Origin of the sequence: Methanoculleus sp. SDB (assembly GCA_001412355.1) — an archaeon.
Classification (GTDB): Archaea; Halobacteriota; Methanomicrobia; order Methanomicrobiales; family Methanomicrobiaceae; genus LKUD01.
In genome coordinates, this window is the sequence record LKUD01000056.1 from 1 (window position 1) to 14,696 (window position 14,696).

15 protein-coding genes are annotated in these 14,696 nt (G+C 57.9%); 8 read left to right on the forward strand and 7 right to left on the reverse strand.

The window, feature by feature from the left end; translation table 11 throughout:
- The first annotated feature begins 178 nt into the window (after positions 1-178).
- The 5 genes from APR53_00130 (at position 179) to APR53_00150 (ending at position 7,575) form a co-directional block, all read left to right on the forward strand.
- Positions 179-4,027 (forward strand): hypothetical protein, encoded by a 3,849-nt coding sequence (locus tag APR53_00130; GenBank protein KQC04222.1) that lies wholly within the window; start codon positions 179-181, stop codon positions 4,025-4,027.
- Positions 4,024-4,890 carry an argininosuccinate synthase gene (locus APR53_00135; protein ID KQC04223.1) on the forward strand — a complete coding sequence of 289 codons (867 nt, stop codon included), beginning with the start codon at positions 4,024-4,026 and terminating at the stop codon, positions 4,888-4,890. The genes APR53_00130 and APR53_00135 overlap by 4 nt, the downstream gene beginning before the upstream one ends.
- Complete coding sequence (locus APR53_00140; GenBank protein KQC04224.1) at positions 4,887-5,462, forward strand: hypothetical protein; 576 nt, start codon at positions 4,887-4,889, stop codon at positions 5,460-5,462. Before APR53_00135 ends, APR53_00140 begins: the two co-directional genes overlap by 4 nt.
- 362 nt (positions 5,463-5,824) lie before the next feature.
- Positions 5,825-7,066 (forward strand): hypothetical protein, encoded by a 1,242-nt coding sequence (locus APR53_00145; protein ID KQC04225.1) that lies wholly within the window; start codon positions 5,825-5,827, stop codon positions 7,064-7,066.
- 326 nt (positions 7,067-7,392) lie between these two features.
- Positions 7,393-7,575: a hypothetical protein gene (locus APR53_00150; protein KQC04226.1), complete on the forward strand. Its 183-nt coding sequence runs from the start codon at positions 7,393-7,395 to the stop codon at positions 7,573-7,575.
- A gap of 122 nt (positions 7,576-7,697) precedes the next feature.
- Here APR53_00150 and APR53_00155 read toward each other — a convergent pair whose 3' ends face one another.
- Positions 7,698-9,005: a proteinase IV gene (locus APR53_00155; GenBank protein ID KQC04227.1), complete on the reverse strand. Its 1,308-nt coding sequence runs from the start codon at positions 9,003-9,005 to the stop codon at positions 7,698-7,700.
- Positions 9,006-9,043: 38 nt separating this feature from the next.
- Between APR53_00155 and APR53_00160 the strand changes: the two genes are divergently transcribed.
- The 3 genes from APR53_00160 (at position 9,044) to APR53_00170 (ending at position 11,151) form a co-directional block, all read left to right on the forward strand.
- Complete coding sequence (locus tag APR53_00160; GenBank protein ID KQC04228.1) at positions 9,044-9,334, forward strand: hypothetical protein; 291 nt, start codon at positions 9,044-9,046, stop codon at positions 9,332-9,334.
- 63 nt (positions 9,335-9,397) lie between these two features.
- Positions 9,398-10,606, forward strand: coding sequence for a hypothetical protein (locus APR53_00165; protein KQC04229.1), 1,209 nt, complete (start codon positions 9,398-9,400; stop codon positions 10,604-10,606).
- 56 nt (positions 10,607-10,662) lie between these two features.
- Positions 10,663-11,151, forward strand: a complete 489-nt coding sequence (locus tag APR53_00170) for a hypothetical protein (GenBank protein KQC04230.1) — start codon at positions 10,663-10,665, stop codon at positions 11,149-11,151.
- A gap of 131 nt (positions 11,152-11,282) precedes the next feature.
- Here the strand turns inward: APR53_00170 and APR53_00175 are convergent, their stop codons facing one another.
- From APR53_00175 to APR53_00200, 6 genes are all read right to left on the reverse strand, one after another.
- Positions 11,283-11,732, reverse strand: coding sequence for a hypothetical protein (locus tag APR53_00175; protein ID KQC04231.1), 450 nt, complete (start codon positions 11,730-11,732; stop codon positions 11,283-11,285).
- A gap of 114 nt (positions 11,733-11,846) precedes the next feature.
- Positions 11,847-12,308, reverse strand: a complete 462-nt coding sequence (locus APR53_00180) for a hypothetical protein (protein KQC04232.1) — start codon at positions 12,306-12,308, stop codon at positions 11,847-11,849.
- Positions 12,309-13,523, reverse strand: coding sequence for a hypothetical protein (locus APR53_00185; protein KQC04233.1), 1,215 nt, complete (start codon positions 13,521-13,523; stop codon positions 12,309-12,311).
- Positions 13,520-14,131, reverse strand: a complete 612-nt coding sequence (locus tag APR53_00190) for a hypothetical protein (protein ID KQC04234.1) — start codon at positions 14,129-14,131, stop codon at positions 13,520-13,522. Before APR53_00190 ends, APR53_00185 begins: the two co-directional genes overlap by 4 nt.
- Positions 14,132-14,155: 24 nt before the next feature.
- Complete coding sequence (locus APR53_00195; protein ID KQC04235.1) at positions 14,156-14,377, reverse strand: iron transporter FeoA; 222 nt, start codon at positions 14,375-14,377, stop codon at positions 14,156-14,158.
- A complete protein-coding gene (locus APR53_00200; protein ID KQC04236.1) occupies positions 14,374-14,598 on the reverse strand; it encodes a hypothetical protein in 225 nt (74 codons plus the stop codon). The genes APR53_00195 and APR53_00200 overlap by 4 nt, the downstream gene beginning before the upstream one ends.
- Positions 14,599-14,696: the final 98 nt, after the last annotated feature.

Consider the following 14,696-nt stretch of genomic DNA (forward strand, 5'->3'; position numbering starts at 1 on the left):
TTGGACGATAGATCAAAACCAGTTACTACGGATACGGGGAGGGACGTGCTGCGATAAAACCTCGTGGGGCACTATTTTACGCGGAACGTCACCGTATCGGGCAGGGAAAGTTATATCGGTTAACAATAATCAGAAATTCACAAACATTATTTATCGAATCAACCAATCCTGAGTGAGTATGCTGAAGGTGCACCGGCATGCAGACGAACCATCATGGGGTGAACCGGGGGGAAGAATGAGAGGATACCTGCTCTGCATTGCAACATGCGTTCTTTTCATCCTGCTCGCCGCGTCACCCGCCGCCGGGGCCAGCACATCCGTGCACCTTGTCCGGATTGCCGCTGACGGCGACACGGTTCTCAACGAAACCACCGTCGACTACCTGTGGATGGAAGCAAATCTTCCCGTCTACGGCGACGGGGTGACGCACTACTACCATCAGGGTCCGATCTTCGTTGATGATCCCGACCCGGAGGTGGAAGCGCAGCTGCGCTGGAATCCCGACGAGGACACGAATATCCTCGAAAAGGACATGGGCGCCGTCAAAGGCACGAACGTAAAAGATCTCTGCGACCTTGTCGGCGGCATGAGCGCCGGCGAGGAGGCAAAGTTCAGGGCATCCGACGGCTGGTACAGGTATTTCGCCTATAAAAACATCTACGAATACTCGTCCCGCGAAGGGCCGATTGTGCTTGCATGGTGGCGCCCCGATCTGGGGTATGTCTCGGAGGACTACTTCGAGGGGATGCGGATGGTCTGGTTTGCGGATACCTCGACAAATCCGTTCGGCCTCCATGCATTCGGTGTATGGGACTGGCACGAGGCGGCTGAGGAGAAGTACTGGTACTATTACACGACCGGTGGGGAGTATTACCCGACAACGACCGGTCTTTCGGGTATGTATATCACCGAAATCACCATTTACAGCGATGATGATCCTGCCGGCAGCATATCCGTCACATCGGACCCGGAGGGTGCTGCCATTCTTTTCGACGGAGAGGAAACCGGCGAGTATACGAATGCAACACTCACCGGTATTTTCCCCGGCGAGTACAGTGTACAGGTTGTCGCGGAAGGGTACCGCATCCCCGATGAGGTCGTGATAGAGGTCGAAAACGGGAAAACCGCAACAGTGCACTTCGATCTGGAACCGCTCACCGGGAGCCTCGGGGTCACGTCGGATCCCGACGGTGCATCGATAGTCATCGACGGGATTGAACGGGCGGAAAAAACCGACGCACTGCTGGATAACATCCCCGTAGGCACCCATATCGTCCTCGTCCGGAAGGCCGGCTACATCTCTGCGGAAGAAAGAGTCGAGGTTGCCGAGGACGAAACCGTTGAAATTTCCTTCCTTCTCGAGCCCGTGGCGGAAGGCACGGACGGGGCACCAGACTCGTCAGGATACACGGGGAAAAACCTCTACCTTTATGAAAAGGGAACCCTCAACGGAACCCTTGAGTTCCTGACCGCTTCGGGGTATGCCGATGCGCTTGAACGCGGGGATACGCGGAAATACACGATTAACGCCGGTATTCGAGAGAATGCAGCCGTTGTACGTGCCCGCCTCTATGTCTATCTTACAAAAAGCCGGGATAAAGTTACTAAAACCGCGAAAAATCCTGAAATGCGTGTGATATTCGGAGAATCCCCCGTCAGTTCCAATTCGGTGTACACCGATACGATAAACACGGTTTTTGAGGAATATATTCTTCAGACATCCTGTTTTGACGTGACAAAGCTCCTGTCCGCGTCCGGCGAGTATGAGATTGCCGTCACGAACACCGGCGGAACGGATGATGTATTCTCCCTGTACGGGATCGGGCTGATTCTTCTCACCCGATGCGAGGAACAGTCACCCATCAGCTACTGGATTCTTGAAGGATGCGACTGTGTCTTTGCGGATCAGTCCGGCACGCCCCCTGCGACGACAGCGGATTTCTCCGGCGATATCGATCTCGCGACCGTCAACGGATCCCGCATGATTATCGTCGGTGCAACACGATCGGATACGGCTGAGCCGGATCACCGGGTGACTTTTAACGAAGGTGAGTGGTTCGGTCTATTCCCGGCAGGAACGGATGACATCACGGCACCCGTGATCGATGTGCGTCAGTATTTGCACTCATCGGAGAACGGCGCAGAGATCCAGAGCTCACAGTCCGGGTCGGAGGGCACCTACCTTGAGAACAGGAACGCAGTTCTCATCCTCAACCATTCATCCCTGCCCGCACCGCAGTTTTCAGCGGCAACATCACCTATACTGATGAATGGTGCTCCTACGGGCGATACCGTGTCCGGAAACCGTACGATCTGGGAGTATCTGCTGCCCGAACCGGGTGCGGTCCCGAACACCACGCGGGTATCCCTTCCTGACACCGGCTGGGACCTTATACTACGGGAAGGAACCCGCCTGACACCCGCTGTTCCGGCTCTACTACTCGAGCAGATGGCAGGAAACGGCACCTGCAGCGGCACCGCGTATCGTATCGGTCCAGACGGCCTGCAGAGCAGCCTGCCGATGGTGCTTGTCGCACCGGACACCTGCCCTTCCGCCGGCACGCTAGCCGTATTCGATGCGGAGAACGGCACATGGATTCCTGCCGGATGCAGGACGGATCCGCCGGGCCCCCGCCTGTGCTGCGAGGTCAGGGAATCGGGCACGTACGCGGTGGTGCCCCTCCTCAATGAAACCGGTACGGTGACCGCGGAGGAGGGGAATTCCCTTATCTCGTTCATCCTCGGAATACTGGGAAAATTCCTCGCAGGCATTGTGCCCGCAGATCTCCGCCCGCCCTGCTGTGCGATCCCCGGTACTATTCAGGTAAACGCGACATTCACGGCGATTGCCGGAAACGGCACGGCGGACGGGAATCTGTCCGCCGACAATACCCCCCCTTCCCTCTCGATCACCTCCAACCCGTCCGGTGCCCTGATATACCTGAACAGGAGTTACACCGGGCTGACGACTCCCGCGACTCTTGACGGGATCTGTCCGGGCGAGCACCTGATCCGGATCCGCAGGGACGGATTTACCGCATGGGAAGAACCGGTGCTGATTGCAGGAAAAGAAACGATCTCGGTCGAACTCTTTCCGGAAAACGGACCCGGTCTTAATAAAATGAAATTTGAGGGCGATATCGCCGATATTGCCCCAGCTCCGGTCGGAAGCGTGTACGTGACGTCGGTTCCCGACGCCGCGACGATCTATGTGGACGGGAAAAAGACCGGACTGAAAACCAATACCGTGGTATCCGGTCTCCGGGAAGGAAAACACACCATCCGGATCGACAGGGGAGAGACCGACTTTCCGGTCTCCACGCAATCCGTCTGGATATACGAAGGAGGGATGATCAGCCTTGGTTTTACCCAGGCACCCCTCATCGAATGGACGGCCGCAATCACTTCCCCGGATTATTCGGGTGATGATTTTTCGATCAACGGGGTCTTTCCGGCGTACACGATCCCCCGGAATGTAACCGTCAAGGGGGGCTCCCGCTACATCACCATCCTGCATAACGGGACGTACATCTCCCGGAGTCTCTCTGCCTATGAGGAGATGCCTGACATCCGGGCGGATGGCGTACCACCCGTGCCGGTGACGGTAACCTCGATACCCGAAGGATCCGCGATTCTTATCGACGGCTTTCCAGCCGGGTACTGCACTCCCTTTCCCCTCGCTTCTCTCTCACCCGGCATCCACCGGATCAGCGTCTCCAAGCCCGGGTATCTTCCCGGTGACCGCGAGGTCAGGATCGCGGCCGGGCGGCAGAATGCGGTAAAATTCATCCTCGAACCCTATTCCTACGGTTCAGTGGTCGTGACGAGTGATCCGGCGGGTGCAAAGATCTACCTGTACAACAGGTATACCGGAGCGGAGACTCCGGCGGTATTTTCCTACATGGACATCGGTTCGTATGATTTCAAGCTTGTCGGAGAGGATGTGACGGAGGAGATCGATGATGTCGTTGTCCTGCCCTTTCAGGTGACATGGCTGAACGTTACATTAACAGGTGAAACTGCATGAAAAAGAACACAACAGGATTCAATCGCCGTTCACGGAGGCGGGGAGCGATTCTCCTCCTCGTCCTTATGGCGGCGTTGTGCGTGCCGGTCCTTGCCGCACCCACGACATCGGTGCATGTCGTGAAATTCGGGCAGGACGGGGCAACGATTCTCGACGAGACTACAGTTGATTACCGGTGGATGGAGCAGAACCTTCCCGTATACGGGGATGGTGTTACCCATTACTACCATCAGGGACCGGTCTTTACGGATGATGCCGAGGCACGGTGGGATTCGGAAGAGACGACGAACTTCAAGGATCACGGGGCCGTGAAGGGTTCGGCCATCAGTGACCTTTGCGACCTTGTGGGGGGGATGGAGCCGGGAGACGACGTCATGATTCATGCCGTGGACGGCTACCACGTTGAGTTCCCGTATGATAACATATATGCCCCGGCTCCCCGCCAGGGCCCTCCCGTCCTCTGCTGGTACATGGGTGACCCCCCGAAAGAAGGCGAACGGCAGGGGGCAGGCTATGTTCCGGACTATTACACCGGAATGCGGCTGATATTCTTTGCCGACACCTCGACGAATACAGAGGGATTGCATGTCTTCGGCAATACCGACATGCGTGAGTGCATGCCGGAGGAGATGCTGCACCTCTTCAGCGACCTCTACCCCTCGACGAACGGCTACACCGCCAAATGGGTTGACGAGATTCGCGTCTATTCCGGCGGGTACAGCGGCGTCGAGGGGAGCCCCGTGAAGTCCTTGAACGAGGGTCCGGCAGAGACGCCCGCATCGGGCACGGGCTCCGTGATTGCCCTTGCGGGACTCTTCATCAGCTCCGTTCTCATTCTTTACCGGAGGAAACGCACACCATGAACCTGCGGCTCGCTTTATCCCTCGGCCTCCTTTTCGCCATGATAAGCTGCGGATTTGCAGGTTGCGTTTCCGGTCCGGAGGATGCTGCGATTCCGGGCAACCTGACACTCGCTACGGTTGCCGGCGGAAACGTCACCGATGAAAAAGTGTTCGGCTACACTGACATCCTTGCTCTCCCGTCGTACACCGGGAACGGGTATGCGGTGTCGACGGTCGGTATAAAATACGGCCCCTATGTCTGCACCGGCGTCAAACTGGCGGATCTGGTAGCCCTTCTCGGGGAACCGGGCCCCGATGATTCGGTCTGGGTCTCCGCCCCGGACGGCTACATGTGGGTCTTCGAACCCGATCAGATGGACGGCCGGAACTTCATCACCTTCGATGAAGACCTCAAAGAGATCCCGTCTCCCCCCCTCACCATCGTCCTCATGTACGAGCAGGACGGCAAACCTCTCGCCTATAACGACGGGGCCCCGTTCAGGATTGCGATCACATCGGAAGAGCCGGGCGTGATCACCGAGGGAAGCGCGTGGGTGAAATGGGTGAACCGCATCGAGGTCCACCGTAAATAAGCTTTTTTTCATCCGTAGGACAGCTGCGGCGTGGTGCTCGTACGATTGGCGGAGAGCTTAGGGGCCTGCAAAGGCGGCCTCCGGGCTGCGGGAAAACGTAATGTGGTCGGATAACCGATAATAATTATCAAAATACCTTTATTATTTAGTAAAATAATCTATAATTTATACCATAAATAATCAGACTAAAATGGTATTTAGTAACACCATGGAGGAAGTATCGAATGGACACGAACATTTATCGGATCGGGTGTTTAGCGCTGATCCTTCTCATGGCTTTGCCGGGAGCGGTAGTGGCCCAGTCTCAAGACCCTGACCTCGTGGTCACCGGCATCAACGCCAACGTGGGCGCTGGCGCTGCCATGTTTGCCAATGAGCCGAATGTGATCTCGGTCATCGTCACGAACACCGGCGGCCTTGATGCCGCGGCATCGACTATATCGATTGATGTTGCAGGCACCGTGTACTCCGCCGCAGTCGGCGCACTTGCCGCCGGCACATCGGAAACGGTTACCGTAACCGACACCGTCGCCCATGCCTATGCATCCGGTCCCCTCACCGTCATAGCCACCGCGGACTCCGATGGCGCCATCGCGGAGTCCGACGAGACCAACAACGCGATGACCGCAGACCTGATCCTGTACTACAACGGGTACAAAGGCAAGCGCTGGACAGACGGGGACGATCTGGTCACGCAGGAATCATTTGACGGTCGGTACGGCGTCCTTTATTCTGCGGGCACTACAGCATACAACGGTGCCGGCTGGACAGAAACGACCTGCGGCTGGCCGGCTTCCGATCTCCCCGTCCCGGCAGGTGCGACCGTGGTGAGCGCCCGGTTGTACCAGGGATATACGTACAACAAGATGGGCGTCGACCCGGCTTTCACCATGACGTTCAACGGCAATATCGTCGCACCTGTTGCGACATACAAGGATATCAAGGGCTTCGGCAGCTACAGCTATCCCTACGGCCTTTATGTCTATGATGTGACCGGCGAGTTCGACACAACCGGAAACACGATGACCATCACGCCCGAGGCAGGACAGAACTACGGTATCTACGGAGCCTACCTGATTGTCGTCTACCAGTACGATGGTACGACCGTCAAACAGATCTGGATCAACGACGGATTCGATATGCTCTGGGCCCGGAATTCATACTCGGTGAACGATGACGAGGCGACGGCATATGCACAGTTCTCCGGCGTCGACACCACCGGCCTGGGTGGTGCTACCGCCATTGCCATCCTTGCCAGCGCCGGCGACACGGGCGAGAGCACGTTTTACTTCAACAGCCAGGAATACACCGGTTTCTGGGCAGATTACCAGGGCAGCCCGCAGGTAGGATTCTCGGTGTATGATGTGTCGTCCGTGCTTGCCAGCGGGACCAACGAAGCACGCCTGCGGAGCTCCATTTCCAGCACGGAAGGCGACAATATGTACGCCATGAACACCATTCTCGTTGTCGAGAAGACCGAACCGGGGGAAGATCCCACCGCTGTTCCCGAGTTTCCGTCGCTTGCCCTGCCAGCCTGCCTGCTGCTTGGCATCGCGGGCCTTGTTTTCGGGCTGCGTGGGCGGGAGGCTCCGGAACGAGAGTAAGGGGATAGCCCGGCGGTATCCCGTATGAGTCATCCGGCGAAAAATCCGCTGGAAAACCTCTTTTTGTGTTTTTTTATATGCCATCCATGTGGATCCCCGGTGATCCGGCCGACCATCTTCGATGGCCTCCTGCCCCGGCTGACATGGTAATATCGTCCACAGCGTCCCTGCCCATTCAGGATTGCATTACCATCGGAGGGCCGGGTGCGATAAGCGTGGGAAGTGCGTGGGTTATATGGGTGGACCGGATCGAGGTTTACTGAAGAGCTGATCCGTGAGGTACCCGGGGAGTGGGGGCGGTGCTGCAGGATGAGGTACGTAAGCCGATGGTTGATGCCTATAAGGAAAAACCCGGGAATGCCGGTGCCGGGTTCGTGAAGAACGGGAACATGTCACCGGAGACGATTTATCAGCCCGAACAGCCGTCGATCCCGTCCCCGGAATATGTCGATATCTATCTCACTAATGCCTATATGCATCGCGCACTCGCTGAGATCCGGAAGAAGTGAGTTCTTTTTCCACTGTTGAATGGATACTCAGCGGTAATTGCACAAGTCTCTCCGATTTTTTCAGGCGTATCGGGAACGGGCTGGAAACGGGGATGAGAGAGATGCTCTCCCTCTCTGCCGGGTCAACGATCGTATGCTCCCTCCGGTGCGGCGACACGGCCCATGAAGAGAATGTTTCCGGTTTCGTCGTCCTGGATAAAGAAGAGGAACGGATGGTCCGCCCTGAAGACGGGAACCGGCTCGGCCGGAGCTGCAGACAGCGACACGACAACACCTGTCGCGGCGGCAGCCTCCGTCCCCTCTTCGTTCGCATCCACATAGGCCTGGTGGATCACATCACTGATAAACAGGTTCCGTGTCCCGTCCATTCCCGAGAGATCCGCGGCAGCGGTAAACGCCGTCGGCATCCCCATCGAACCGAGCGTATCCGGCAGGAAATACTTAGTCTCGAGCGTGAATTTCGGGAACCAGACCATAACATGACGTGACGTTGCCGACGCCTGCACTGCCGCAAGGTACTCTGCATTCAGGGAACTCTCGATCACCGACAGGTCATCCCCCTTCGGGAGAAGGACGACCATGGAGATTTGTTTCCCGTTCCCGTGTTCGTACGGCATGCCGAGGAGTTGGAGTTCGTCGGTTTCTGCGTACCGATATCTGGCCTCCTCATCGGTCCTTTCCATCATCGGCACCTGAAGGGTTTTTCCCGACGCAGTTCTGAAATCGGCTTCCTGTGTCAGGTTTTTGTCAAACTGCAGCACCCAGTCACCCTTGAAGTAGATCGCATTGGTGATGACAAGCCGGGTTATCGGGGTGATGGAACCGGCGGGCAGCAGATCCCTGATTTTATCCCCGGTTTGTACTTCCACCCAGCGGTTGATGGTTCCCCGCGACTCGTCCGGGGCGGTGATGAAATCCAGGTTCGTGATCTGTGCGCCGTACCAGGTTTCTGCCGTGCTGATGTAGCCGGGAAGGAACCCGTATGTCTTTTCCGCCCACAATGCGTTTGCGGTGCGCAGGGTGTAGCTCGCTTCTCCGGCATTCAGCCCGGCGTTTATGTCGAGGAATCCTTCTCTCAATGTGGCGCTGTCGTCCGGAAAATGCAGGACGGAGCGCATTTCATCGGCGGTCGTGCCGCGGGCCCCCTCGTAGGTGATCGCAAGGGCTGACGCGAGGGAAAAGGGCGAGAAGAAGAGGTTGCTTTCAGCGTTTCCGGGATCGGCAGCCAGCTGCGAATAGAAGTCGCAGGCGAATTGGGTGGTGGCATCCGTCACAACCCCTGCAGCCGCTGATGCGGGTTCGGCAGCGGTTGGTATCACCGTCGTGGGGGGGACAGGGTGTTCCGGGGCCGTGCCGGTGCATCCCGCACAGAATATACAGAAAACGGCGAGTGCCGCAAGCGCACAGACGCCGATTGCTTTTGCATTCATGATCGGGTGTTTGCATCCCGGATAAAATATATCTGGCGTTGAATGCGATTTTTTTCGAAGTTATCCGGGATTTTTCATCGTTGTCGCGGCTTCATTGCCCGTACGGGGGCGTGGCGGATTCGCACCGGATGATGAATTCCGGATGCACGGGTGCCGGAGAGCAGACAGCCGACAAAAAATTTCAAGAGGCAGGGAAGCCACACGTGACATACAACGAGATGCGACCACGGCGTGCACCGGAATGGGTGCGGGCCATGCTCGCGCACACACGGAATCGCCGCTCATGGCGTTTCGTGGCGAAGGACATGCAAACGGCGGCTTCTTCCTGACCGGTACCCGGAGGGAGAGGGGGCTGGCGAAGCAGACGGTGGCGATTAAAAGGAACTCCCGGGATGTCAACAGAACGAGGCGACCAGAGGCACCAGCACTGTCTCCGGACCATCCGGATTGCCGCTACTCTGCTGGATGGCCCGCGGACATATGACGAGATACTGCATCGTTTTTACGGCTACCTCAGGCCTCTTGGATTATTCAAAAAGGCCGGGGGGCCGGCACGGAACCGGATGGCATTCGTGAACGAACGTATTGAGGAGGCGCGTGAGCTTGGCTGGATCGTGCGCGAGGGTGACCGATACGCCCTGACGAACCCGGGACGTGAGGTAGTAAACGGGAGACTCGCGCAGCTGGGGGAAACAGGTGCGTCGATACGTGCATTCCTCCAGCCCCGCACGGCAGCCCGGACAGCAGTTGCCGTGCACTGGGGGCTTGCGGCGTCCAAGCTGCCGGCAGGCCTTCTCTCCGGGAGCGTCGGCCTTCTCAACGACGCTACCGACACGCTTCTCGACGGCCTCTCCAGCCTGCTGGTCTATTATGGCATCCGTTCGGGAGGGGAGCGGGCCGCAAATGGTGTGCTGGTGATCCTGATGCTGGCCACCGGCCTCCTCACGCTCTCCGTAGCGGGGCGGCGCTTGTTCGTCCCTTTTGAGCTGGAGGCTGACTGGTTCGCCTTTCTCGCCGCCATTTTTTCCGCAGGCGTCTGCCTGCTGCTCTGGGCCTATCAGCGGTATGTGGGACGCCGGAGCGGCATCATGGCGCTGATTACCCAGTCGGTAGATTCGCGCAATCATGTCGTCGTTGCGATGAGCGTGACGGCGGGGCTGGTGGCCTCGCAGCTCAGGTTCCCTTTACTGGATACGCTGGTGGGTTTGGCCGTCGCGCTTCTCATCCTGAAGAGTGCACTCGAGCTTGCGGTTGAGCAGGTTCGTTCTCTTGGCGGGGAAGAGACGGACTTTTCCCACTTCCCGTTCTGGATCGACACGGTGTATGTAAATTTTCTTCACACGCAACTTCGTGACTGGTTGCTCTACCTTGTGGAGACGGAGGGAATTCATACGAGGTTCGAACTGGTCGCACGGGCGAGACAGGCCCTCGATTTCCAGGGAATACCGGCTGTGCGGGCACTGGGGCTGGAGCAGGAACAGCCCTCCGATGAGCTTATCGAGGGGAGCCTTGCGGAGCTGTTCCAGCGCGGATGGCTGACGGGAGAGATGCGGGTGAGTATCACAGACGCGGGGAGGAAACATCTGGACCGGTGGGTCTAGGCACAGCCGGGCGCGGTCTTTCACCGCACCCCCCGGCCGGATGTAACGAGTGTGGAATGTCTCGAAAAGAATCCGAAAAGAGGGGAGGAAGGGAAAAGGGCCGTCGTAGCAGTACAGGGATTGTGGAGATTGTCGTTCTGATCGCCGTACCTGTCCTGTTTCACTGCCTGATTCCGGTGATGATCGTGATCGCTCCCCCGTATTCCTACACAGGAGCCGTCGTGATGCTTGCCGGTCTGGGATTCATGATGTGGGCGGCGAGGGTATTTTGTAAGGCAGGAACAGGATTCCGGCTTCGGGAAGGGGGATCGGTACTGGTGACGTCAGGGCCGTTCCGGTACAGTCGGAATCCGATGTATCTCGGCATGCTGATCTGGCTTATCGGCTTTGCCGTCTTCCTCGGGTCACTGGTCGTATTTGTGTTCCCCGTCCTTTTCTTCCTGCTGTCAGAGTTTCTCTTGATTCCCCGGGAAGAGAGACGGATGGAGCAGATATTCGGGGAGCGTTTTACCGGGTACGGGCGGCGTGTCAGACGATGGCTGTGAAATGAAATTCCTCAAAGATACTCTCACGGGAGGAGAAACTTTTATGCGGGTGACCAGAGGTGAAACCTCTGCCCCGGCCTGAAAGGGGGCGGATCGGACAGAAAAACGGGGGAAGGAGAACGGGCGGAGAATCAGGAAGATGAATCTTCGTGTTTACCGGCTGTGCAGAACCGGCTGAAATCCTTCTCCATGGTTTCATAGATCGGACGGGAAGCGAGAAAATCAATAAAAAGACGGATCTGCCGCACACTCCTCTCACTCAGTTCATGCTCCATCATGCAGGCATCCGCATCGGCGATATCCTCGGGCACGCCGATGAGGGTGAACAACCGTTTCAGGGTCTCGTGCCGGAACCGGATCGTCTCGGCAATCTCCCTCCCCTGCGCTGTGAGGACCACACCTTCGTAGCGACGGTACTCCACGAAGCCCATTTTGTCGAGTTTTCGGAACATTTCCACGACGCTCGGCGATCTCACGCCGAGTTCCGCGGCCACGTCTTTGGTCTTGGCGTAGCCTTTTGTGAGAATGACGTTGAGGATCGCTTCAAGATAATCTTCTGCCTTCCTGCTGAGGTTTTTCACACATTCATTTAATTATCACCCGCATTAAAAGAATTTGGATTGAAAGGGGGGGTTCCGGAGAAGTTACTGCTGTGCTGAACTCCCCTTGTAAGCTGCATATCCGGTGTCAACGCCTCATGCGTCATCGGGCGGTCCCCGGCATATATGGTAGAGAATCCCCAGCATGCAGGGGAGGAGGAGGATCGCAGGCGGATAGGGCGGGGCGAATCCGCCGACACACCCGGCGATGCTGTTGAAGAACTCCGGCGCTCCTTCTCCTGCGGGAACGCTTTCACAGAACAGCGCGAAGAGATCGGTTCCGGCAATGATCCCGACCATAATCGTGCCGAGCAGCACGTTTGCAGACTGCTGCAGGCTGCCGGAGTTTGTCAGCCCGCTCAGCATGAAGAGCCCGCCGAAGACCATGACCGCTCCTCCCCATCCCCAGCGGAAGAAGTCTCCTCCTGCAATTTCCAGAATGCCGAACGTAATCCCCGGGCCCCCTCCGATCCAGACGAGGATGTCGGCAAGGCCGGAGGCGAGGGTTGCAAGCCCGAGCAGCCCGACGCACAGGGTGAAGAGGCTGTTCCGGGTCATTTATGCAACCCCCAAGAGGATGCCCATGGCATGGATCAGCCCGCCGTAGACAAAGACCACCGCGAACAGCACCCCGACCGCCGCGAGCATCTGTTTCCATCCTTCCCGCAGCATCATCACGAAGGTGGCGACGCAGGGAAAGTAGATGGAGATCAATACGACGGAAGTGATCATCTGGTAGGGCGTCATGGCGATAGTGGAGAGCTGGGCGACGGCGAGATCTTTTCGCAGGAATGCCGCAATGAGCGGCCCCACTGTCTCTTTCGGAACGCCGAACCACGTGACGAAGAGCGGCTCGAAGAGATCTGCGAGCGCCCCGATAACGCCGGCCAGATAGAGGAGGTTGACGAGCAGCACGCCGAAGAGCACGAAGGGCACCGCCTCTTTCAAAAACCCCTTCATCCGGGTCCAGAGTTTTTGTGCGACGTTTTCCCATGCCGGCCAGTGGTAGGGCGGGACGTCGATGAGAATCTCGGGATTTTCACCGGGGATGATCCGGTCGAGCACGAAGCCGAAGATCCCGAAACCGCAAATCAGGTAAAGCATGACCGGCCCGACAAGGTCGGGGATGACATCCAGCATCACGCCGAGCTGGGCGCCGCAGGGGATGAAGATGGCAAGCAGGGTCATCATCATGAACCGCTGCTTCCGGGTCTCCAGTATGCGGGTCGCTGTCACCGCCGGCACATTGCACCCGAGCCCGAGGATCGCCGGTATGATGGCATACCCGTGCAGCCCGATCCGGTGGAGCACGGTGTCCATCAGCACTGCCAGACGCGGCAGATAGCCCGAATCTTCGAGGAGCGTCATCATCAGGTAAAAGATGAGCACCGCCGGCAGCACCACGCCGATGGCGACGAAGAGGCCGGAGGTGAGCATGCCGAATGCCTCGAAGCAGGTTTCCGCAAGGGGATCGCCCACCGCGAGATAGTAGAGAAGGCTGTCCGGGGCGGGCCATGATGCCTGCAGCCACGGAAGCCAGTGGTCGTCGAAGAGCCTGACCATGAACCCGTCGGTGACAAGGGTTCCGGCGAAGGATCCGAAGATGCTCCAGAACGCATACAGCACGGCAACCGCCACCGGGATGCCGGTTGCGGGTTTCACCGTGAGCTCCCCGAGGATGTCGCCGATTGTCTGCCGGTACGTGCCGACGGTGACGGTCCGCTCTGCGATGGCGTCGACGAGGTCCCAGCGCTCGTCCGTGGTCAGTTTCATCGGACGCACAGCCCGCAGCCGCCGCATCCCGGCCTTATTGTCATCCTCTCTTCCCCGGGTTCACCGCCGTTCAGGCGGCTCCTGATGGCGCTGATATCTGCGGCCTTCGCCATGCGGATCATTCCGGCAAGCCGTTTGACACCCTCGCCGCTGATGGCGGTCGTTTCGATCACCGGGATGCCGAGCAACCGCTCCATTTCGGCTGCGTCGACGCTGATTCGTTTGTCATGCGCCGCGTCCGTCATGTTGAGCGCGATGATGCACGGGACACCCCGTTCGACGACCTCGAGGGTAAGATAGAGCCCCCGCTCGATTCTCGTTGCGTCGAGGACGAGCAGCACAGTTGCATCGGGATGCTCGCCAAGCAGGCGGACGGCCACCTCTTCGGCGGCGTCCCGCGGCGTGAGCGAGTAGGTGCCGGGCACGTCGATGATCGTGAAGGTGCGGTGCGCCTCGATCAGCGTACCTTCCGTGTAGTCGACGGTGGTTCCGGGATAGTTGGATACGACTGCGTTTGCCCCGGTAAGCCGGTTGAAGAGCGCGCTCTTCCCCACGTTCGGGTTGCCCACCATGAGGACCGTGGTCCCGGTATCGACTGGTTTGTTCATGCTGTTGCTCCTATCCGGCCGGCATCATCCGGTCTCGACCGTTATCTGCTCTGCCATCCTGATTCCCATGGCGATCTCCACTTCACCGATGAGCACGACGACAGGGCCTTTGATGGGCTGTTTTGTAATCATCTTCAGCTGTTTTCCCTTCCTGAGGCCCATGCAGTTCAGTTCTCGCCCTGATGCCAGGATTTCCGTGACAACGCCTTTTTCCCCGAATGCCAGGTCAGAGAGTTTCTTTCTCATGAATTCAGCCTCATGACCCTGATTTTTTGGGCCATGCCCCTCCCGAGAGCGAGGATGCTCCCCTTCACTTCGACGATGACGGGCCCGCGGGAGCAGGAAATGATCTTCACCGTGCAGCCGTCGGCGATGCCGCGGAGGGCGAGCTGCTGCCTGAAGCCATGTCCCCCCACGATAGCCGTGACGCGTGCACGATCATTAGAATTCAAATCGGTTAGCATCATGCCTTCTGTTCCGTCTATATATCTGGCATTAGGTCGGTATCAACTGCTCCCTAATAAGATTCGGTTTTTGGAAAAAATCTAAAAGTATTTGGATTTTT